Origin of the sequence: Actinocorallia sp. A-T 12471 (assembly GCF_033875155.1) — a bacterium.
Lineage (GTDB): Bacteria > Actinomycetota > Actinomycetes > Streptosporangiales > Streptosporangiaceae > Actinocorallia.
In genome coordinates this window covers 577,147-597,488 of sequence record NZ_JAWZTE010000002.1, presented here as the reverse complement: position 1 = coordinate 597,488, position 20,342 = coordinate 577,147, and the positions used below count along the sequence as shown (strand labels likewise).

Sequence of the window (20,342 nt, the reverse complement as noted above, 5' to 3'; positions counted from 1 at the left end):
CGGGGAGGGACCGGCCTTCGGACGCGGGACGGCTGAAGCGTCAGCCCGCGGTGATCGGGAAGCCCCCGGCGAGCTCGGAGACTGCGGAGTCCTTGAAGACCTTCAGGCCGCCGACGGCGTCCTTGTCGGCCTTCAGGATGAAGGTGCTGCGGGTGGGCGGCTGGGTGGAGTCGGTGAAGTCGTAGGCGAAGCCGAACCCGCCGTCCCAAGCCTTCTGGGAGCGGTGCGCGGAGATGATGCCGGCGCGGCTGAGGTCCTTGTTCTCGCACGCCTTCTTCAGCGAGTCGCCGACGACCTGCGCCGAGACGTAGCCCGCCATGACGCCGTTGTCCAGGCTGTCCTGCGGGAACTTGGCCTTGTAGGAGTCGACGATCTTCTTCATCGCGGGAAGGTCGGCGCTGAGCGGGCTCGAGGACTGCAGGATGTAGAAGTCGCCGAGCAGGGCCGGGCCCGCCGGGGTCGCCAGGAGCTGCGGCGCGAACGCCGAGTTGCTGCCCAGGGCCGGGATCTTCAGGCCCGCGGCGGCCGCGACGCCGACGAACGAGGCGGTCTGCCGCGGCGCGATCGACAGGATGACCGCCTTGACGCCCGCCTCCTTCATCGCGGAGACCTGCGAGCTCATGTCGGCGTCGGTGGCCTTCACCTTCTGCTCGACCACGCTGAGCCCGAGCTTCTCGGCCGCGTACTTCGATCCGGCCAGGGAGTCGTCGCCGTAGTCGCCCTCGACGTAGACGTGGCCGATCTTGTCGCCCGCCTTGATGCCGCGCTCCTTGACCAGGAAGTCCACGCCGTTGATCACGTCGACGGCGTAGGTGGTGCCGGTCATCTGGATGGAGTCCGCGCCGAGCACGCTCGGGGCCCAGGCGAGCGCGAGCGTCAGCGGGCCGCTGGCCTCGAGCTTGTCGCGGACCGAGGCGATGGTGGCCGAGCCGATGAACTGCGGGAGCGCCGCGACCTTCGGTTCGAGCTCGGTGTAGGCGGCGACGGTCTTCTGGACGTCGTAGCCCATGTCGCGGACCAGCGGCTCGACCTTGCGGCCGCAGATGCCGCCCGCGGCGTTGACCTCGTCGAAGTAGACCTGGCCCGCCTGGCTGATGCTCTTGCCGAGCGGCGCGTAGGGGCCGGTCAGGTCGGTGATCATGCCGACGGTGATGGTGTCGTCGGTGACGCCGGGGCCGTGCTTGACGCCGTCGGCGCCGGTGGAGCCGCCCTTGTCGGCGGCCTTGTCGCTGGCGCACGACGTCGCGGCCAGGGCGAGGAGCGTGACGCCGACGACGCCTGCGCGGAAGCGGAACCTGCTCAAGGAGCACTCCTTGTGGGGGTGGAGGGGTGGGGGAGGGAACCCGACAGGCGCTGCCGGACGCGTTGGGCGAGTCCGAGCAGTCCCGCGGGCAGGAAAAGCACGACGGCGACCACGACGGATCCGTAGAGGATGCGCGCGGCCTCCGCCGGGGAGAACCCGCCGCCGCCCGTACCGGGCTGGGCGACGAGCGGGAGGGAGTCGCTGTAGCGGGTGAGGATCTGCGGCAGCAGGGTGACCAGGGCCGCGCCGAGCACCGCGCCGCCGACCGACCCGAGCCCGCCGATGACGATCATGGCGAGGTAGTCGAGGGCGAGGATGATGCCGAAGTAGTCCGGGACGGTCCGCTGGAACACCAGGGCGAGCATGACCCCGGCGAGCCCCGCGTACATCGACGACAGGACGAACACGCCGGCCCGGTACCTGGCGACGGGCACGCCCATGACGCCCGCCGCCGTCTCGTGGTCGCGGATGGTGTTCATGGCGAGGCCGGGCCTGCCCGTCAGGACGCCCTTGGCGAACCAGGCGGCGAGGACGAGCAGGATGACGGCCAGGTACCACAGGCGTTCCAGCGCCCCGAAGGGGATGCCGAGGACGACGAGTTCAGGGGTGTCGGAGAAGGAGAACCCGAAGAGGTTGAGCGGGGGGACGGCCCGGCCGTTGTACCCGCCGGTGATGGGTTCGGCGTTGTGCATGACGTGCTGGCCGAGGAAGATCAGCGCGAACGTCGCGATGCCCAGGTAGGCGCCCTTGAGCCTCGCCGAGATCGGGCTGAACAGCCCTCCGGCCAGGCCCGCGGCGATGATCGCGCCGATCGCGGCGACGCCCGTCGGCAGGCCGAGCCCGGACAGGTGCCCGCTGGACTCCGACGACAGGTACACGTAGGTGTACGCGCCGACGGCGAGGAAGAACGCGTGGCCCATGGACAGCTGGCCCGTCGCGCCGGTGACGAGGTTGAGGCCGATCGCGCCGACCGCGGCCGACATGGCGAACAGCCCCGCCATGAGCCAGAACGCGTCGAGGTAGAAGGGGATGAGCACCGCGGCGAAGGCGGTGGCGGCCCACAGGGCGAGGCGCAGGAGCCGGGGGGCGCGGGTGTCAGACACGGGTCAGCTCCCTCGTCCCGAAGAGCCCCGCGGGACGGATCAGCAGGACGATGATCATGACGAGGAAGGGCGCGACGTCGCCGATGCCCCTGCCCAGGAACGCCATCTCGCCCTGGTAGCCGCTCATCAGCGCCTCGGTGACGCCGATGACGAGCCCGCCGACGAGCGCGCCGGTGGTGGAGTCGAGCCCGCCGAGGATCGCGGCGGGGAACGCCTTGAGCGCGATGAGGCCGGTGGTGCGGTCGAGGCCGGGGGTGGGGAAGACCGCGAGGAACAGGGCGGCGACGGCGGCGAGCGCCCCGGCGACGGCCCACGCGCTGAGCGAGACCCGGCTGAGCCTGACGCCCATCAGCGCGGCGGTCTCGTGGTCCTCGGCGGCGGCCCGCATGGCCACGCCCCAGCCCGTGTACTTGAAGGCGAGCAGGAACGTGCCGATGAGGCAGGCCGCGACGATCAGCGCGACGATCCTGGTCTCGGCGATCGACACGGGCCCGAGGTGGACGACGGAGTCGCCCCACGGGTCGCCCATCGCCATGACCTGGGTGCCGATCCTGCGGGTCAGCTCGGTGGCGAGGATGATGTCGATGCCGATCGTCACGATCGCCAGGACGCTGTGGTGGGCGCGTGACCTGCGGATGATCGCGAACTCCACGAACGCGGCGGTGAGCGCCGCGCCCGCCGCGCCCGCGAGCACCGCGGGCCAGAAGCCGATGTCGTCGTGCAGTTCGGCGATCAGGAAGCCGCCGACGAGCAGCAGCGAGGCGTGCGCGAAGTTCACGACCTCGCTCGCCTTGAAGATGATGACGAAGCCGAGGGCGATGAGCGCGTAGACCGAGCCCATCGAGATCCCGTTCAGCAGCAGTTCGGCGAAGTGGGTCACGCCGTTTCCTCCTTGACCGACGTGTCCTTGCCGTCTCCCGTGCCGCTGTCCGTGCCGTCGTCCGCCGCCGCGCCGAGGTAGGCGCGGATGACCTCTGGGTCGCGCTGGACGTCGGCGGGCGCGCCGTCGGCGATGCGCTTGCCGAAGTCCAGGACGGTGACGGCGTCGGCGAGCCGCATGACCATGCCCATGTCGTGTTCGACGAGCAGGAGCGAGATGCCCAGGTCCTCCCGGATCGCGGAGATGAGCCGGGTCATCTCGCGCCGCTCGCCGCCGTTCATGCCCGCGACGGGCTCGTCGAGCAGCAACAGCCGCGGTTCCATGCACAGCGCGCGGGCGAGCTCCACCCGCTTCTGCACCCCGTAGGGCAGCAGCCCGACGGGCAGGTGCAGCTTGTCGGCGATGCCGGTGAAGGCGGCGATCTCCGCGACGCGGGCGGCGTGCGCGGCACGTTCACGGCGGGCCTGCGGCAGCCGCAGGCCCGCCGAGACGAACCCGGCGCGGGTGAGCCGGTGCCTGCCGAGCATCAGGTTGGCCGCGACCGGCAGGTGCTGCGACAGGGCGATGTTCTGGAAGGTGCGGGCCACCCCGAGCGCGGCGATCTTGTGGGTGGGCAGCCGGGTCAGCTCGGTCTCGCCGAACCTGACGCTGCCCGAGGTCGCCCGGTAGACGCCGGAAAGGACGTTGAAGCACGTCGACTTGCCCGCGCCGTTGGGGCCGATGACCGCGTGGATGCTGCCGGGCTCGACGGTGAAGCTGACCGCGTCGAGCGCGACGAGTCCGGCGAACCTGACGGTGACGTCCTCGACGCTCAGACGTGGGACGGCGACCGGGTCTTCCGGGGGGAGCGGAGCCACTGTCATCCCGCCCACCTCGTCAGGACGGGCCGGGGCGCGGCGTCGGAGTCGTCGGTCTCCTCCTCGCCGCCCTCGCCCAGGTAGCGGCGGCGCACCTCGTCGCTCGCGGCGAGCTCGGCGGCCGGGCCGCTCATCACGACCTCGCCGACCTCGAGCACATAGGCGTGCGAGGCGAGCGACAGCGCGGTCGCGGCGTTCTGCTCGACAAGCAGAACCGTGGTGCCCTGCGCGTTGATCTCGGTGATGGTCTGCGCGATCTTCCGCTGCATCAAAGGGGCGAGGCCGAGGGTGGGCTCGTCAAGGAGGAGCAGGGAGGGCCGTGCCATCAGCGCGCGGCCGATCGACAGCATCTGCTGTTCGCCGCCCGACAGCAGGCCCGCGCGCTGGCCCGCGCGTTCGGCCAGGACGGGGAACAGGTCGAGGACGCGGGCGCGCGCCTCGGCCGTCGCCTTGCGGCCCGCACCGCCGAGCGCTCCCGCGCGCAGGTTCTCCGCGACGGTCATCCTGCCGAAGATCCGGCGGCCCTCGGGCGCCTGGGTGACGCCCCTGGCGACGACGGACGCCGCGTCGAGACCGGTCAGCGGCGCGCCCGCGTACTCCACCGCGCCCGAGGTGATCGAGCCCTTGTGGAAGCGGAGGGTGCCGGAGACGGCGCGCAGCAGCGTGCTCTTGCCCGCCCCGTTCGCGCCGAGGACGGCGACGATCGAGCCGAGCGGCGCGGTGAGCGAGACTCCGCGCAGGGACTGGACCCTGCCGTAGGCGACCGCGAGGTCGTGGACGCGCAGACCTGCGTCGCCGTGGGGTGGAGCTGTCGTGCGGTCGGGCGGCGGCTTGGCTGCGTGCATACAGGGTCCTCCATCGGATGTGTGATGGCTCACACAAACCGGCTCGATGGGCGGGCGTCCAGAGCTTGGCCGGAAGTGGAGACGGGTGCACAAGTGGCCATGCGTAACACCCGGTGAAGTGTGTGCAAACGCACATTCATCCGATAACGTGCGTTTGACGTTGATTCCGCTCGGGCTGGTGGGGGTGGTGCCGTGCCGGGCGCCGCGAAGACGGACCGGAAGACCGACCCGGAGAGCGCCGACCTCATGCGGCGTGTCGCCGTCAGGATGATGGACGGCGTACCCGACATGGCGGGCAAGCTGCTCACCGCCCTGCGCGCCGACGAGGACGCCTACCGGGTGCTGCCCGAGGCGGAGCTGCGCAGGGACATGGAACGCAGCTTCGGCGCGGGCATCGCCGCCGCCTACCAGGAGCGCGCCCAGCGCCGCGACGTCGAGATCGCGGCGGCGACGGCCGCGCGCCGCGCCGAACAGGGCGTCCCGCTTGAGTCGTTGCTGCGCGGGTACCGGCTCGCCACCCAGATCACCTGGGACGCCATGGTCGACCTGATCGCCCGTGAGTATCCCGGCTCGGCGGGGACGATCCTGCACCTCGCGGGACGCATCTGGCAGGACGTGGACCGCCAGGCGATCGCCGCGGTCACCGGCTACCGCCGCCGCGAGGCGGAGTTGAGCCGCCGCAGCGCCGAGCGCGCCGAGGCGCTCCTCGAGGCGCTCCTTGAGGGCCGTGCCGACACCGACGTGGTGCGGGAGGCGGCAGGCGCGCTCGGGGTGCCGCAGTTCGGGGCCTACCTCGTCGTCGCGTGCCGTCCTGAGGCCACCTCGCCGTCCTGCCCGCCCGCGCGGCTCGGCGGGCTGCGCGTGCTGCGCCGCCCCCGCACCGACGGCGACATCCTCGTCGTCTGGCTGAACGGCGCGGACCCCGCCGACGCGCTCGCCGCGCTCACCCCCGAACTCCCCGGACCCGCAGGGGTGAGCCCCCTCATCGAGGGCCTCCTTGGCCTGTCGGAGGGGCGCAGGCTCGCGATGACGGCCCTCAGCACGTGCCGGGAGACCGAGATCGTCCGCCTTGACGACAGGCTGCCGGCCGCGCTCGCGGTGAGCCGCCCCGACCTCGCGGCCCGGCTCGTCGGCACGGTGCTCGGCCCCGTCCTCGCGCTCGACCCGCCGGAACGCGACACGCTGCTGCGCACCCTGGACTGCCTGCTCGACCGCGACGGCTCGGTCACCAGGACGGCCGCCGCGCTGTACTGCCACCGCAACACCGTCTTCAACCGGCTGCGCCGCATCGAGGCGCTGACCGGCCGCTCGCCCGACCGTCCGCGCGACGCGGTGGAACTGTCCCTCGCGCTCGACGCGCACCGGCTCGCCGGAGGCTGACGCCGGTTCAGGAACCCCCGGTGAGCTCCCTGGTGATCCGCTCGGCCGCCGCGTCGAGCGCGAGGGCGAGCAGGTCCTGGAGCCGGGAGATCTCGACGGCGTCCGAACCGCTCATGGCCATCGCGTACAGGCCGTCGGCCGCCGCCATGTTGAGCTGGGCGAGTGAGCGCGGCAGGTCGGGGCGGGCGGCGACGGCGTCGTCGGGCAGGACCGCGCCCCACCACGCGCTCATCGAGTCGAGCATCTCGGTACGGATGCGCTTGAAGCGGGCGCGCGCGGCGGGCTCCTCCACCCGGCGTTCCAGCAGCAGCATCAGGCCGAGCCGCATGAACTCCGGCTGGTCGGCGAAGCTCTTGCCCGCGTCCTGCAGGGCTGAGCGCAGGTAGGCGACGCGGTCGATGCCGGGCTCGGGCGGCGTCCAGCGGTTCAGCGCGGGCAGCCACTCGCGGTAGCTGTGCTCGACCACCTCGGCGAGCAGCTCGTCCTTGCTGCCGAAGTGCCAGTAGACGGAGCTCGCGGGCAGCCCTGAGCGCTTGGTGACCAGCGCGACGCTCGTGCCGTCGTACCCGCGTTCCGCGGCGATCTCCGCCGCGGCCTGCAAGATCCTTCGGCGCGACTCCTCGCTGTGCTGAGCGCGTCTTTCGGTTTTCGGTGCCACGGAACCCCTTGCTATCACACGGGACTTTGTCTATGTTTCCGGCTTGTGAATCCTGTAGTGCTTACTACAGGCTAGAGCACATACTACAGAGAACCTGGAGGCATCGCTGTGCCGACGATCGCTGACCGGGTCCGGGCGCTGGCGCCCGAACTGGCTGCCGAAGAACGGGTCGCCGTCGAACGCCGGTCCCTGACCGAGACCACCTGGAAACACCTGCTGGAGACCGGCGTCCTGCGCGCCCTCCAGCCAGCGCGCTGGGGCGGCGCGGAGGCCCCGCTCGTCGACTTCCTCGACGCGGTCTTCGAGGTGGCGCGCGTCGCCCCGTCGGCGGGCTGGGTCGCCGGCGTCGTCGGCTCCCACCCGTGGCAGAGCGCGCTGTTCCCCGAGGCCGTCCAGCGGACCCTGTGGGGCGAGGACGCGGCGCGGATGCTGTCGTCGTCCTACGCGCCGACCGGCAAGGTGACGCCCGTCGAGGGCGGCTACCAGGTGAGCGGCCGCTGGTCGTTCTCCTCCGGCTGTGACCACGGCGACGGCGTCATCCTCGGCGGCAACGCCGGGACCATCGAGCTCGGCGGGCAGCGGTTCCCCGACTACGGTTCGATCATCCTGCTGCGCGAGCAGTACCGGATCGAGGACAACTGGTTCACCTCGGGCCTCAAGGGCACCGGCAGCAAGGACATCGTGGTCGAGGACGCCTTCGTCCCCGCCGAGCGCTTCCTGTCGCACCTGCGCTACGAGTACCTGCCCGACGTCCTCGCGCCGGGCCAGGAGACCAACCCGGGACCCCGCTACAAGCTGCCGTGGGCGACCCTGTTCAACCTCGTCCTCGTCGCGCCGACCCTCGGCATGGCCCAGGGCTTCCTTGACGAGTGGACGAAGGTCACCGCCACCCGCCGCGCCAACTGGGGCGGCTCGGTCGCCGAGGACCCGCTGGTCCAGAAGCACCTCGCGAACGCCTACTGGACGCTCGACGCCGCGATCCTCAAGATGCGCCGCGCCGCCATCGAGATCACCAAGGCCGGTGAAGAGGGCCGGTACATCGACAAGGACGAGCGGGCCCGTTACCGCTGGGACATCACCCGGGGCTGCGAGCTCGTCGGCGACGCCGTCAGCGACCTCTACCGGGTCTCCAGCGGGCGCGTCGCCTACCTCGACCACCCCCTGCACGGCCGCTACCAGGACATCGTCACCGCGCTCGGCCACGCCTTCCTCGCCGCCGACGCCTGCGGACTCGCCTACGCCTCCCGCGCGCTGGGAGCCACCCCCGTGGAGATCCAACTGTGATCCAGTCGCTCGCCTACATCGGCTTCGCCTCGCCCGGGCACGCCGAGTGGCTCACCTTCGGGCCCGAAGTGCTCGGCATGCAGATCGCCGCGCGCGGCGCGGACGGCACCGTCTACCTGCGGGTTGACGACGCCGACCACCGCCTTGTCATCCACCCGGGCGACGACCACGCCCTCGCCTACCTCGGCTGGGGCGTCCGCACCCCCGAGGACCTCGCCGAGGTCGCCGCGCGCGTCGCCGCCTACGGACTCGACGTGCACGAGGGCTCCCCGGAGCTCGCCGCCGAACGGCATGTGGCCGGTCTGTCCTGGTTCGTTGACCCGTGGGGCAACCGGCATGAGATCGCCTGGGGCCAGTACCGCCACCCCGGCCAGTTCACCCCCGGCCGCAACATCAGCGGGTTCGTCACCGGCGAACAGGGCCTCGGCCACGCGGTCCTCGTCGTGCCCGACATGGCCGCCGCGAACGACTTCTTCACCGGGACCCTCGGGTTCCGGCTGTCCGACCGGATCATCGACCCGCCGCTGAACGCGCAGTTCTACCACGTCAACGGCCGCCACCACTCGCTGGCGATCGCCGAGATCCCCGACGCCGCGGGCTTCCAGCACCTCATGGTCGAGGTCGGCTCCCTCGACGACGTCGGCACCGCCTACGACATGTGCGAGGAACGCGGCGTGCCCGTAGTGCTGACCATCGGACGGCACTCCAACGACCGCACGACCTCCTTCTACCTGTACACGCCGGCCGGCTTCCACCTGGAGTACGGGCACGGCGGCGTCGTCGTGGACGACGCGCTGTGGGAGCCCGCGACCTACACCAGCACCAAGATCTGGGGCCACCGCGGCACCCCCGCCCGCGACGAGCTGCCGTTCGCGATCTTCAACCAGCCCAAGGAGGCATGATGCCCGCCGAGATCACCACGACCCGCGTCCCGACGGGCGAGTACGACCTGCACGTCAGCACGGCCGGGGACCCGTCGAAGCCCGCGCTGCTGTTCCTGCACGGCTCGGGCCCCGGCGTGACCGGCCTGTCCAACTGGGAGCGGCTGATCCAGGACCTCGGCGACCGCTACTACTGCGTCGCGCCCGACGTTCTGGGCTTCGGCGACTCCGACCACCCGAACCCGCCGCCGCGCGGCATGGTCGCGTTCACCGAACTGCGCGTCGCGGCCATCTGGGGCATGCTCGACAAGCTCGGCGTGGACAAGGTGACGCTCGTCGGCAACTCCTATGGCGGCCAGATGTCCCTGGCGATGACCCTCGAGCGGCCGGAACGCGTCGAGAAGGTCATCCTGATGGGCAGCGGCGGCATGCCGGGCCTCCAGCCGCTCCCCGGCCTCGGCAAGCTCATCACCTTCTACGACGACCCCACCGAGGCGGCGATGGCCGAGCTGCTTTCGCTGTTCGTCTATGACACCTCGGCCTTCGGCGACCGGCTCCAGGAGATCGCCGCGATCCGGGTGCCGCGCGCCAACCGGCCCGAGGTCCGCCGCTCGCACGAGGCGACGTTCGACTTCAGCGCGGGTCCGCGCGTCGGCTGGTCGCCGGAGGAGCTGGCGAAGATCGAGCATGACGTCCTGGTGATCGCCGCGCGCGAGGACAAGATCGTCCCGGTCGACTCGAGCCTGTACCTGTCGCGGCACATCCCCAACGCGCGGCTGCACATCGTGCCCAAGTGCGGGCACTGGAGCCAGATCGAGTACCCCGAGCTGTTCGCCCGCATGGTCGACGGCTTCGTCAGCGGCGACTTCTGAGCCGCCCGGGCGGACATCCCCGGCGCGTTCCCCGGCGTCACCGCCCCTTTCCACCCCGCTTTCCGAACCACCCCTGAGGGGACACCCATGCCCAGAAACACCCGCCCCCGGCTCGTGCTCACCGCGAGTGCCGCCGCCCTGTCCCTGCTGCTCTCCGCGTGCGGCGGCGACGCCGACCCCGAGGTCTCCGCCGAGGACAACGCCGCGGCGGGCAAGGAGCTCGCGACGATCCTCGGCATCGACGCCTCGGCGAAGAACGGCGACGGCCTCACCTGGAAGATCGGCGCGGCCCTGCCGATGTCGGGCATCGGCAGCGCCGACGGCGTCGAGACCTCCAACGCCGTCAAGCTCGCCGTGCGCCACATCGAGGCGGCCGGGGGACCGAAGATCGACGTCACCTTCGTCGACCACGGCTCGGGCGACCCGGCCAAGTCCAAGCAGGCCATCAACGAGCTCGTCGCAGCGAAGGTCCCGGCGAAGCTGTCGTCCTACGTCGACGGCTTCGGCGCGATGCTCGAGGAGACGTCGAAGAACAAGATCCTCACCTTCGACGGCGTCGGCGGCACGGCCATGTACGCCCAGGGCGTCCCGTACTTCTACGGGACCCGCGCGGTCTCCCCGAACGACTCCTACCCGGGCGCGTTCGAATGGTTCAAGCGCGCCAACCCCGGCAAGTCCGACCTGACCGTCGGCCTGGTCGGCTGGGACGTCGGCGGCCCGGCGAGCAAGGCCATCAAGGATGACGTCCTCGCCAAGATCGAGCAGTCGGGCCTGAAGTTCAGCGGCCTGTACGAGCTGCTTCCCGCCGGATCGACCGACTTCTCCGCGGTCCTGCCGAAGGTCGCCTCGGCCAACCCCGACCTGCTGCTGCTCGGCCTCGCCGGACAGGCCCCCGGCGCGTTCATGGCGCAGGCCAAGGCGGCGGGCGTGAAGTCGCAGGAGCTCGGCATGGAGTTCACCACGACCGCCGTGGCCGCTTCCAAGGGCGTCTTCGACGCCGAGGGCTTCGCGTTCGCGATGGACTACTTCGACGCGGGCAAGGCCGAGAACCCTCTGGCGACCTTCTTCGTGAAGGAGTACGAGGCGGCGTACGGCGAGAAGCCGGGCTTCTACGCGGCCAACATGTACGAGGACGCCCTCGCCCTGTGGGAGCTGGTCCGTCATGTCCTCGCCGAAGGCGGCGACGTGAACGACGGCGCACAGCTGCTCGCCGCGCTGGAGAAGGACCACGAGTTCCCCAGCGTCTACGGCGGCGACGCCGCCACCCCCGGCGTCCTCGCCCTCGACCCCAAGACGCACTCGGTCTCCACAAGGCCGCAGGGGGTCTTCGAGTACAAGGACGGCGAGATCTCCCCGCTGGCGACCTTCGACATGAACGGCGCCGGGTTCGCCCAGCCGTAAGGCGGTCCGGGCCCCTGCGGGGGCCCGGCCGACTCCGTAACCCAGGGGAGTCCGCATGCAAGTCCTCGCGGCCGGGGGCGACCTCGCCCAGCTCACCGCAAGCGGCCTGTTCCACGGCGCGTCGTACGGCGCGCTCGGGGCAGGGTTCGCGCTGATCCTCGGCGTCACCACGCGCTTCCACTTCGCCTACTCCCTCACCTATACCTTCACCGCCTACGCGGCCTACTCCCTGACGGCCGAAGCCGGGCTGCCGTTCTGGCCCGCCGCCCTCCTGGGCGTCCTCGCCGGGACGGTCCTCGGCGTGCTGCTCGAACTGCTCGTCTACCGCAGGGTCGCGGCACGCTCGGGCGGCGACGGCATGATGCCGGTGTTCGTCGCCTCGCTCGGCGTCGGCGTCGCGGGGATCGCGTTGCTCCAGCTGGTGTGGGGCTCGCAGTCACAGCCGTACTACGGGCCGTCGATCGAGCCGCTCCGGGCCTTCGGGGCCTCCTTCGTCAACCTCGACGTGTACCAGGCGGCGACCAGCGTCGTCCTCGTGCTCGGCCTCGCCGCCGCGCTGCGGTACACCGGGCTCGGCCGCGCGGTCCGCGCGACCCGGGGCAACCCGGGGCTCGCGGCCGCGCAGGGCATCGACGTACGGACCGTCTACCTTGTGTGCTTCGCGGCTGGCTCGTTCATCGCCGGCGTATGCGCGCTCTGGTACGGGCTGCAGTACACCGTCGATCCCGCGATGGGCACACGGCCCGGCATCTACGCGATCGTCGTGGCGTTCCTCGCCGGGACGTCGGCGTCACCGCTGCGGGTGCTGCTCGTCGGGCTCGGCGTCGGGCTCGCCGAGGCGTGGTCGGGCCTGTGGCTGTCGTTGCAGTGGACCCAGACGACGGTGTTCGTGCTGCTCGTCGGCTATCTCGTGATCCGCGCCGCGGGGCCGCTGCTGCCCCGTCGGCTCGTCGGAAAGGGGGCGTGAGGATGTCCCTCTGGCTCTTCTACCTCGTGCAGATGGCGGTGTTCGCCGGGTTCGCCCTGTCGCTGAACCTGCTGCTCGGCTACGCCGGGCAGCTCTCGGCCGGGCACGCGGGCTTCGCCGCGCTCGGCGGCTACACCGTCGCCTACCTCGCCACCGCCCAGGAGTGGGCGTTCCTGCCCGCGCTCGCGGCGGGCGCGGCCGTCGCCGGGCTCGCGGGCCTGCTCATCGGGCTTCCCGCGCTGCGGCTGTCGGGCGAGTACCTGATCCTGCTCACCATCGCCTTCACGCTCGCGCTGCTCGGCGTCATCGCCACGTTCCCCGAACTCGGCGGCACCCTCGGCATCACCGACCTGTCCGGCCTGGCGATCTTCGGCTGGCACCTTGACGACCAGGCCGACTGGCTCGTCGTCGCCCTCGCCGTCGCCGCGCTCACCTTCGCGCTGTGCCGCAGGCTCGGGGAATCGCCCTTCGGACGCGTCCTCAGGGCGCTGCGCGAAGACCCCGAGGCGACGCGCGCGCACGGCAAGAACGTGTACGCCGCCAAGCTCACGGTCTTCGCCATCACCTCCGCCCTAGCCGGACTTGTGGGCGGCGTCTCGACGGCGTCGCTCAGCCTCGCCTCACCCGGCCTGTACGCGCTCGACCTGTCGATGACGGTCATCGCCATGGTGATCCTCGGCGGCGCGGGCAACCTGTGGGGCGCGGTCCTCGGCGGCGCGCTCCTCACCCTGATCCAGCCGTTGCTCAGGCAGGTGCTCGGCCTCGACTCCGCGCAGAGCGCGCTGGCGCAGTCGGCGGTCTACGGGACGCTGATCGTCGCGGTCATGCTGCTGCGCCCGCAGGGGCTGCTTCCCGAGCGGGGAGCGCGCGGCGGCAAGGCCGCGCCCACCACGCAGCCGCCCCCCGCAGGACGTGCCCCGGCCGAGACCGACCCCGCCGACCAGGCCCTGCGCCGCGCCGCGTGGGAGGAGGCCCAGGTCGTCCTGCGCACCTCGGGCGTGGGCAAGCGCTTTCGCGGCATCACCGCCGCCGAAGGACTCGACCTTGAACTACGCGAAGGCACCATCACCGCACTGATCGGGCCGAACGGGGCGGGCAAGACCACGGTCTTCAACCTGCTGACCGGCGCGATCGCCCCCGACGCGGGCAGCGTCGAGCTCGCCGGGCGCGATCTCGTCGGCCGCCGCCCCGACGAGATCGCCGGGCTCGGACTCGTCAGGACCTTCCAGGACGTGCGGCTGCCGCAGCGGCTGACCTGCCTGGAGAACGTCATGCTCGGCGTGCAGGAGCAGGCGGGCGAGCACGTCACCCGGCTGTTCACGCCGGGAAGCGGGGTCGCGCGGCGCGAGGCCGAGGTGCGCGCCAAGGCGCGCGAGTGGCTGGAGTTCGTCGGCATGGCCGAGTTCGCCGACGTGCCCGCCGGAGCCCTGTCCTACGGCCAGTCCAAGCTCGTGTCGCTGGCGCGCGCCCTGGCCACCGAGGCCCGCGTCCTGCTCCTTGACGAGCCCGCCTCCGGCATCGACACCGCGTGGGTGGAACGGATGCTGGAACTCATCGAGGACGTGCGTCGGCAGGGCAGGACGGTCTGCATCGTCGAACACAACCTGCACGTGGTCAGCCGCCTGGCCGACGACGTGTACTTCATGGAACTCGGCAGGATCACCGCCCACGGCACTGTCGCGGAACTCACCGCGTCGCCCCGGCTCGCGGAGGCTTACTTTGGCACGGTCTGAACCGTCCCTGCTCGAAGTGTCGGGACTGCACGCCGGGTACGGCCCCAAGCGCATCGTGCACGACCTCGAACTGAGCGTCGCGCCCGGTGAGGTCGTCGGCCTGTTCGGCCACAACGGCGCGGGCAAGACCACGGTGATCCGCACGGTCCTCGGGCTGCTGCCCGCCCAGGGCGGCCGCGTCGCGTTCGCCGGACGCGACGCCACGGGCCGCTCCGCGCGGGCCAACGTCAGGGCGGGGATGGCGCTGATCCCGTCCGAGCGGTTCGTGTTCCCCGACCTGTCGATCGCCGACCATCTGCGGCTCGGCGCGGCGAACGCGCCGCGCGGCATGGACACCGCGGCGCGGCTCGACCTCGTGCGCGAGCTGTTCCCGCTGCTCGCCGAACGGCCAGGGCAGCTCGCCGGACGGCTGTCGGGCGGCCAGCAGCGCATGGTCAGCCTCGGCATGGCGCTCATGGCGGGGCCGCGCCTGCTGCTGCTCGACGAGCCGTCGCTTGGCCTCGCGCCCGGCGTCGTCCAGCAGATCTTCGACGCGGTCCGCGCGCTCGCCGACCGGGAGGGGCCCGGCGTGCTGCTCCTCGAGCAGAACGTCGCCCAGGCGCTGCGGATCTGCGACCGGGTGTGCGTGCTGCGCTCCGGCCGTCTGCTGCTCGCCGAGACCGCCGAGGAGATGCGCGCCCGCGAGTCTTACTGGGACCTGTTCTGAACGTCCGAACCCCTCACTTCAGGAGAAGGAGAAGCCCGATGTCCCAAGCCGTCACGCCGCGCGAGATCGACCCTGACGACCTGCGGCGCGTCCTCGGCCACTACCCGACCGGCGTGGTCGTGGTGACCGCCGTGCACGACGGCGAGCCCGTCGGCATGGCCGTCGGCTCGTTCACCTCGGTGTCGCTGCGGCCCGCGCTCGTCGGGTTCTTCCCCGACGCCTCGTCCACCACGTGGCCGCGCATCCGCGAGGCCGGCGCGTTCTGCGTCAACGTGCTGGGCGAGGACCACCAGGACGTCTGCCGCCTGTTCGCCACGCGGGGGGCCGACAAGTTCGGCGCGCTCGCCTGGTCGCCCGGCGAGACCGGCGCGCCGGTGCTCAGCGACGCGATCTCCTGGATCGAGTGCTCGCTGGCGGGCGTGCAGGAGGTCGGCGACCACTTCCTCGCGCTCGGCGGGGTGCTCGGCCTGAGCGCCCGCGCCGACGCCGGACCGCTGATCTTCTACCGGGGCGGCTACGGCTCGCTCAAGCTCGCCTCCTGACCCTTCCCCCCGACCTTTTCGCGGGGCACACGTCTGCCTAGTTCCCTGTAGTGATCACTACAGGGAGGAAGTGGAAGAACCATGTCTCTCCTTGACGACGTCCGAGCCGCCGCGCCCGTCCTCGCGGCCGAGGACGCCGAGGGCGCACGGCAGCGCCGCCTCACCGACACCGCGTGGAAGCAGCTCGGCGAGAGCGGCGTCCTGCGCGCCCTCCAGCCCGCGCGCTGGGGCGGCGGCGAAGTGCCCCTCGGGGAGTTCCTCGACGCTGTCGTCGCGATCGGCAGGGTCGCGCCCGCCGCCGGATGGATCACCGCGGTCGTCGGCGTCCACCCGTGGCAGGTCGCCCTGTTCCCCGAGCGGACGCAGGCCGAGATCTGGGGCGACGACCCGGCCCGTACCCTCGCGTCCTCCTACACCCCGACCGGGAAGGTGGAGCGCGTCGACGGCGGCTACAAGGTCTCCGGCCGCTGGTCGTTCTCCTCGGGCTCCCTGCACACCGACGGCGTCATCCTCGGCGGCATCGCGGGCGGCCGCGACTGGCACGGCACCGAGGTCGCCGACTTCACCTCGGTCATCCTCGACCGCGCCCAGTACCGCATCGAGGACACCTGGCACACGGCGGGCCTTGCGGCGACCGGGAGCAACGACGTCGTCGTGGACGGCGTGTTCGTGCCCGCCCACCGCGCCCAGTCCCACGTGGACTACACCTACCTCCTGGGCGCGCCGCTGCCCGGCCGTGACGTCAACCCCGGAACGCTCTACCGGCTGCCTTGGGCCGTCGTCTTCAACGCGATCATCGCGGCGGGGGCACTCGGCGCGGCACAGGGGTTCGTGGACGCCTGGACCGCCGAGACCTCCACCCGCCGCTCCAACTACGGCGGCATGCTGCGCGACGACGCCCTCATCAAGGACCACCTCGCCGCCGAGTCCTACGTGGTGGACGCCGGGCTGCTGAAGCTGCGCAACGCCGCCGCCGAGCTGACCGCCGTCGCCGAGGCGGGGGAGTGGCCGGACCGCGAGCGGCGTGCCCGCCTGCGCTACGACCTCGCCCGCTCCGCGCAGGACGCGGGCGCGGCCGTCACCCGGCTGATGCGCGCCTCAAGCGGCCGCACCGCCTACACCGACCACCCGCTGCACCGCCGCTACCAGGACGTCACCGCCGCCATCGGCCACGCGTTCCTGCTCGCCGACCCGCTCGGCCAGGCGTACGCCGCCCTGCGCCTCGGTGCCGCCGACGTCCCCGGAGTCCACCTGTGAACGCCTCCCTGCACGCCGTCCTGCCGTCACGTACCGCCGAGGAACGCCGCACCGACCTGCGCGCCCTGCTCTCGTCCGGCCGTGCGTTCGTCGCCCCCGGCGTCACCGACGCGGCCGGGCTTCGCCTGGTCGAGGAGTCCGGCCTGTCCTGCGCCTACCTGACCGGCGCGGGCCTTGCCAACGCCCAGTACGGCCTGCCCGACATCGGCCTCATCTCACAGAAGGAGGTCGTGGACCACGTCCGCCGCCTCGCCGAAGCCACCGACCTGCCCCTCATCGTGGACGCCGACACCGGCTACGGCGCTGCGCTTTCGGTGATGCGCACGGTACGGCAGCTGATCGACGCGGGGGCCGCCGCCATCCAGCTCGAGGACCAGGTGCTCAACAAGCGCTGCGGCCACTTCGACGCACACCAGCTCGTGTCCGCCGAGGAGATGTGCGGCAAGATCCGCGCCGCCGTCGAGGCGCGCGGGGACTCCCGGCTCGTGCTGATCGCGCGGACCGACGCGCGCGGAGTGCTCGGCCTTGACGAGGCGATCTCCCGCGCAAAGGCATACGCGGCTGCGGGAGCCGACGTGATCTTCGTGGAGGCCCCGCGCACGGTCGAGGAGATGCGCGAGGTCGGGCGCGCGCTGGAGGGCGTCCCGCTGCTCGCCAACATCGTGGAGGGCGGCAAGACCCCGGAACTGAGCCTCGCCGAGCTCGAGGAGCTGGGCTTCACCGTCGCGCTGTTCGCCAACTACCTGATGCGCAGCATGATGCACGCCGGACGCGCCGCGCTCGCCCACCTCGCCGCCGCCGGCGAGACCCGCTCGCGCACCGACGCGCTGCTGCCCTGGGCCGACCGGCAGCGGATCTTCTCCCTCGCCGGATACACCGAGCTTGAGGCGCGCTTCACCGGGGAGGGCCGATGAGCGGGCCGAGCGTGCTCGTCGTCGGGGCCGGGCTCGCCGGGCTCGCCGCCGCCGTCGCGGCCGCCGAGGCCGGGGCGCGGGTGACGATCCTGGAGAAACGGCACGAGATCGGCGGCAGCACGGTTCTTTCGGCGGGTCTGTCGGCCTTCGCCGGGACCGACGAACAGGCCGAGGCGGGCATCGCGGACAGCGTGCAACTTCTGCGCACTGACCTGCTCGAAACCGGCATGCACCGCAACGACCCCGCCCTCGTGGACGCCTACTGCGCGCGTCAGCTGGCCACCTACCGGTGGTTGAAGGGGCTCGGCGTCGCGTACGGCGAGGTGCACGCGGCGTCGGGACAGACGGTCCCGCGCTCCCACCCGACCGACACCGGCGTCCTCGTCCGGACCCTCCTGGAGCGTGCGAAGGCCCTGGGCGCGGACTTCTACGCCGGGGTCAGGGTCGCGCGGCTGATCGTCGCCGACGGGGCCGTGCGCGGCGTCGTCACCGAGGGCGGGGCGGAGATCCACGCCGACGCCGTCGTGCTGGCGTCGGGCGGGTTCTCGCGCAACCCCGAGCTGCTCGCGCGCTTCGCCCCGCAGATGGACCGGGCGCTGCGCGGCGGCGCCGAGGGCAGCACCGGAGACGGCCTGCTCATGGCGTGGAAGGCGGGCGCGGGCGTCATCGACACCCCGTACGTCAAGGGCACCTTCGGCATCCACCCCGACCCCGAAGGGGCCGAGGGAGGGACGGGCATCCTCGCCATCTACAAGGGTGCGATCGCCGTCAACCGGGAAGGACGGCGGTTCGTAGACGAGTCGCTGCCTTACAAGGTCGTCGGCGACGCGTGCCTCGCCCAGCGTGACGGCGTCGCGTACCAGATCTTCGACGCGGGGGTCATGGACCGCTCGGACCCGAGCGTTCCCATCTACGACTTCGCTTCGCGGATCGAGAACGGGCTCCTGGTCCGGGCGCAGAGCCTGGCCGAGCTCGCCGGGCTCATCGACGTCCCGGCCGACGCGCTGCGCGAGACCGTCGCGGCCTACAACGCGGCAATCGGACGCGGCACCGACGCGCAGGGCCGTACGACCCTCTCCGGAGGGGTCGGGACCCCGGTGCCGATCATCACCGCGCCCTTCTACGCGCACCCTTCGACCACGGTGGTGCTCGCCACCTACTGCGGCCTCACGATCGACCCGGACATGCGCGTCCTCGACGTGTTCGGCGAGCCCATCCCGGGGCTGCACGCGGCGGGTGAACTCGTCGGCGGCCTGCACGGCGCGGGATACGTCACCGGCACGTCCATCGGCAAGGCCGCGATCTTCGGCCGCTCGGCGGGACGCACCGCCGCAGGGGGGAACCATGACCGCTGACCTGTTCGACCTGAGCGGGCGGCGCGCCCTCGTCACCGGCGCGGCCTGGGGAGGGCTCGGCGGGTACGCGGCCCTCGCCCTCGCCGCGCGCGGAGCCGAGGTCGTCGTCGCCGACCTTCCCGCGCGCGGCGCCGACCTCGACGCGACCCTCGGACGGCTGCACGCCCAGGGGGCCCGCGCCCGCGCGCTCCGCTTCGACGTGACGCGCGAGGACTACGTCGAGACCCTCGTCGCGCACGCCGCCGACCCCGACGGCCGCCTCGACGTCCTGGTCAACGCCGCGGGCGCGATGCTGCGCCGCGAGGTCTTCGACACCTCGCTGGAGGAGTGGCGGCGGGTCCTCGACGTCAACCTCACCGGGACCTGGCTGCTCAACCGGGCGGCCGGACGGATCATGACGAAGGCCGGGCGCGGCGCGATCGTCAACTTCTCGACGGTCTACGCCGAGCGGGTCGGGCCCATTCCCGAATCGGCCTATTACGCGTCGAAGGCCGGGATCGCCAACCTCACCCGGTCGATGGCCGCCGAGTTCGGGCCGCACGGCGTCACCGTCAACTGCCTGGCCCCCGCCGTCTTCTACCCGACCGAGATGACCGCGCCGCTGGCCGCCGACCCCGAGCGGCTCAAGTGGTTCGAGGACCGCACGATGCTCGGCCGCCTCGGCGAGCCGGGACCCGACCTCGACGGGCCGCTGCTGCTGCTCGCGTCCGACGCGGGCCGGTACATGACCGGCCAGGTCGTGTACGTCGACGGCGGCTGGTCGGCCTGGTGAACGCACCCACCCACAAGGAGAACCCCATGACCGAGAACCCTGGGCGTACCGCCCTGCTGATGCTGGACTACCAGACCGCCCTCTGCGAGTGCGGCGAGCACATGCGGATGCCGCCGCTCGTGGAACAGGTAGAGCGGCGCGGCGTACTCGCCGCCGCAGAGAAGACCCTCGCGGCCGCGCGTGACGCCGGACTGTACGTCGTACACGTACGGCTCGCGTTCGACCCCTCGTACGAACTCCGTACCAACCGGTCCGCACGGTTCGACGTGTATCCGCGTGAAAGGGCGATGCTGAGGGACGCGCCGGGGGCCCGCATCGTCAGCGCGCTTGCGCCGCTGCCGCACGAGCCGGTCGTGGACAAGGGCGGGGTCGGCGCGTTCGTCGGTACCCCGCTGCTGGAGATGCTGCTCGGCGCGGGCGTCCGGCACGTCGTGCTCGGCGGCGTCGCCACCAACCTCGTGGTGGAGTCCACCGCGCGGCACGCCGTCGACAGCGGCCTCGCGGTGACCGTCCTCGAGGATCTGTGCGCGTCCTTCGACCCGGCGCTGCACGACGTCGCCGTCACCAAGATCCTGCCGATGTTCGCCGCGGTCCGCGCGTCCGCCGAGTTCATCGCCGAACTGTGAGGGCCG

Annotated in this window: 20 protein-coding genes; 14 read left to right on the top strand and 6 right to left on the bottom strand. The window is 72.0% G+C overall.

Translation table 11 applies throughout. The annotated features are described in order from the left end of the window. Positions 1–40 precede the first annotated feature (40 nt). From R9X44_RS07805 to R9X44_RS07785, 5 genes are read right to left on the bottom strand one after another with little or no spacing between them, the layout of a single operon-like run. Positions 41–1,303 carry an ABC transporter substrate-binding protein gene (locus tag R9X44_RS07805; RefSeq protein WP_319813317.1) on the bottom strand — a complete coding sequence of 421 codons (1,263 nt, stop codon included), beginning with the start codon at positions 1,301–1,303 and terminating at the stop codon, positions 41–43. Next, entirely contained in the window at positions 1,300–2,406 is a 1,107-nt protein-coding gene (locus R9X44_RS07800; RefSeq protein WP_319813316.1) for a branched-chain amino acid ABC transporter permease, read from the bottom strand. The genes R9X44_RS07805 and R9X44_RS07800 overlap by 4 nt, the downstream gene beginning before the upstream one ends. Then, positions 2,399–3,286 carry a branched-chain amino acid ABC transporter permease gene (locus tag R9X44_RS07795; protein ID WP_319813315.1) on the bottom strand — a complete coding sequence of 296 codons (888 nt, stop codon included), beginning with the start codon at positions 3,284–3,286 and terminating at the stop codon, positions 2,399–2,401. The genes R9X44_RS07800 and R9X44_RS07795 overlap by 8 nt, the downstream gene beginning before the upstream one ends. Continuing rightward, positions 3,283–4,149: an ABC transporter ATP-binding protein gene (locus R9X44_RS07790; RefSeq protein WP_319813314.1), complete on the bottom strand. Its 867-nt coding sequence runs from the start codon at positions 4,147–4,149 to the stop codon at positions 3,283–3,285. Before R9X44_RS07790 ends, R9X44_RS07795 begins: the two co-directional genes overlap by 4 nt. Next, positions 4,146–4,988, bottom strand: coding sequence for an ABC transporter ATP-binding protein (locus R9X44_RS07785; RefSeq protein WP_319813313.1), 843 nt, complete (start codon positions 4,986–4,988; stop codon positions 4,146–4,148). The genes R9X44_RS07790 and R9X44_RS07785 overlap by 4 nt, the downstream gene beginning before the upstream one ends. 192 nt (positions 4,989–5,180) lie before the next feature. On the opposite strand from R9X44_RS07785, the gene R9X44_RS07780 reads away from it, so the two are divergent. Beyond that, positions 5,181–6,368, top strand: a complete 1,188-nt coding sequence (locus R9X44_RS07780; RefSeq protein WP_319813312.1) for a helix-turn-helix domain-containing protein — start codon at positions 5,181–5,183, stop codon at positions 6,366–6,368. 7 nt (positions 6,369–6,375) lie between these two features. On the opposite strand, the gene R9X44_RS07775 is transcribed toward R9X44_RS07780, so the two are convergent. Continuing rightward, entirely contained in the window at positions 6,376–6,969 is a 594-nt protein-coding gene (locus tag R9X44_RS07775; RefSeq protein ID WP_319813311.1) for a helix-turn-helix domain-containing protein, read from the bottom strand. A gap of 165 nt (positions 6,970–7,134) precedes the next feature. Here R9X44_RS07775 and R9X44_RS07770 point away from each other — a divergent pair, with 165 nt between their 5' ends. From R9X44_RS07770 to R9X44_RS07710, 13 genes are all read left to right on the top strand, one after another. Further along, positions 7,135–8,310, top strand: coding sequence for a hypothetical protein (locus R9X44_RS07770; RefSeq protein WP_319813310.1), 1,176 nt, complete (start codon positions 7,135–7,137; stop codon positions 8,308–8,310). Beyond that, positions 8,307–9,212 (top strand): VOC family protein, encoded by a 906-nt coding sequence (locus tag R9X44_RS07765; RefSeq protein WP_319813309.1) that lies wholly within the window; start codon positions 8,307–8,309, stop codon positions 9,210–9,212. Before R9X44_RS07770 ends, R9X44_RS07765 begins: the two co-directional genes overlap by 4 nt. Next, complete coding sequence (locus R9X44_RS07760) at positions 9,209–10,063, top strand: alpha/beta hydrolase (protein WP_319813308.1); 855 nt, start codon at positions 9,209–9,211, stop codon at positions 10,061–10,063. Before R9X44_RS07765 ends, R9X44_RS07760 begins: the two co-directional genes overlap by 4 nt. An 87-nt stretch (positions 10,064–10,150) precedes the next feature. Further along, positions 10,151–11,464 carry an ABC transporter substrate-binding protein gene (locus R9X44_RS07755; protein WP_319813307.1) on the top strand — a complete coding sequence of 438 codons (1,314 nt, stop codon included), beginning with the start codon at positions 10,151–10,153 and terminating at the stop codon, positions 11,462–11,464. A 55-nt stretch (positions 11,465–11,519) separates the two neighbouring features. Then, positions 11,520–12,431: a branched-chain amino acid ABC transporter permease gene (locus tag R9X44_RS07750; protein ID WP_319813306.1), complete on the top strand. Its 912-nt coding sequence runs from the start codon at positions 11,520–11,522 to the stop codon at positions 12,429–12,431. A gap of 2 nt (positions 12,432–12,433) precedes the next feature. Then, the gene (locus R9X44_RS07745; RefSeq protein ID WP_319813305.1) at positions 12,434–14,164 is read left to right on the top strand and encodes a branched-chain amino acid ABC transporter ATP-binding protein/permease; all 1,731 of its coding nucleotides are present in this window, start codon (positions 12,434–12,436) and stop codon (positions 14,162–14,164) included. Further along, on the top strand, positions 14,151–14,870 hold the full coding sequence (locus R9X44_RS07740; protein WP_319813304.1) for an ABC transporter ATP-binding protein: 720 nt from the start codon (positions 14,151–14,153) through the stop codon (positions 14,868–14,870). The genes R9X44_RS07745 and R9X44_RS07740 overlap by 14 nt, the downstream gene beginning before the upstream one ends. Positions 14,871–14,908: 38 nt before the next feature. Further along, positions 14,909–15,412, top strand: a complete 504-nt coding sequence (locus R9X44_RS07735) for a flavin reductase family protein (protein WP_319813303.1) — start codon at positions 14,909–14,911, stop codon at positions 15,410–15,412. A gap of 81 nt (positions 15,413–15,493) precedes the next feature. Continuing rightward, positions 15,494–16,669 (top strand): hypothetical protein, encoded by a 1,176-nt coding sequence (locus tag R9X44_RS07730; RefSeq protein ID WP_319813302.1) that lies wholly within the window; start codon positions 15,494–15,496, stop codon positions 16,667–16,669. Further along, positions 16,666–17,583, top strand: coding sequence for an oxaloacetate decarboxylase (locus R9X44_RS07725; protein WP_319813301.1), 918 nt, complete (start codon positions 16,666–16,668; stop codon positions 17,581–17,583). The genes R9X44_RS07730 and R9X44_RS07725 overlap by 4 nt, the downstream gene beginning before the upstream one ends. After that, the gene (locus R9X44_RS07720) at positions 17,580–18,938 is read left to right on the top strand and encodes an FAD-dependent oxidoreductase (RefSeq protein WP_319813300.1); all 1,359 of its coding nucleotides are present in this window, start codon (positions 17,580–17,582) and stop codon (positions 18,936–18,938) included. The genes R9X44_RS07725 and R9X44_RS07720 overlap by 4 nt, the downstream gene beginning before the upstream one ends. Beyond that, positions 18,928–19,710, top strand: coding sequence for an SDR family oxidoreductase (locus tag R9X44_RS07715; protein WP_319813299.1), 783 nt, complete (start codon positions 18,928–18,930; stop codon positions 19,708–19,710). Before R9X44_RS07720 ends, R9X44_RS07715 begins: the two co-directional genes overlap by 11 nt. 26 nt (positions 19,711–19,736) lie before the next feature. Continuing rightward, positions 19,737–20,336 carry an isochorismatase family cysteine hydrolase gene (locus R9X44_RS07710; protein WP_319813298.1) on the top strand — a complete coding sequence of 200 codons (600 nt, stop codon included), beginning with the start codon at positions 19,737–19,739 and terminating at the stop codon, positions 20,334–20,336. The last annotated feature ends 6 nt before the right edge of the window (positions 20,337–20,342 follow it).

Excerpts from the sequence above, each read along its gene's own strand:
- R9X44_RS07790 (WP_319813314.1), bottom strand. The coding sequence starts at position 4,149 with ATGACAGTGGCTCCGCTCCCCCCGGAAGACCCGGTCGCCGTCCCACGT.
- R9X44_RS07785 (WP_319813313.1), bottom strand. The coding sequence starts at position 4,988 with ATGCACGCAGCCAAGCCGCCGCCCGACCGCACGACAGCTCCACCCCAC.
- R9X44_RS07760 (WP_319813308.1), top strand. The coding sequence starts at position 9,209 with ATGATGCCCGCCGAGATCACCACGACCCGCGTCCCGACGGGCGAGTAC.
- R9X44_RS07755 (WP_319813307.1), top strand. The coding sequence starts at position 10,151 with ATGCCCAGAAACACCCGCCCCCGGCTCGTGCTCACCGCGAGTGCCGCC.
- R9X44_RS07750 (WP_319813306.1), top strand. The coding sequence starts at position 11,520 with ATGCAAGTCCTCGCGGCCGGGGGCGACCTCGCCCAGCTCACCGCAAGC.
- R9X44_RS07745 (WP_319813305.1), top strand. The coding sequence starts at position 12,434 with ATGTCCCTCTGGCTCTTCTACCTCGTGCAGATGGCGGTGTTCGCCGGG.
- R9X44_RS07735 (WP_319813303.1), top strand. The coding sequence starts at position 14,909 with ATGTCCCAAGCCGTCACGCCGCGCGAGATCGACCCTGACGACCTGCGG.
- R9X44_RS07730 (WP_319813302.1), top strand. The coding sequence starts at position 15,494 with ATGTCTCTCCTTGACGACGTCCGAGCCGCCGCGCCCGTCCTCGCGGCC.
- R9X44_RS07720 (WP_319813300.1), top strand. The coding sequence starts at position 17,580 with ATGAGCGGGCCGAGCGTGCTCGTCGTCGGGGCCGGGCTCGCCGGGCTC.
- R9X44_RS07715 (WP_319813299.1), top strand. The coding sequence starts at position 18,928 with ATGACCGCTGACCTGTTCGACCTGAGCGGGCGGCGCGCCCTCGTCACC.
- R9X44_RS07710 (WP_319813298.1), top strand. The coding sequence starts at position 19,737 with ATGACCGAGAACCCTGGGCGTACCGCCCTGCTGATGCTGGACTACCAG.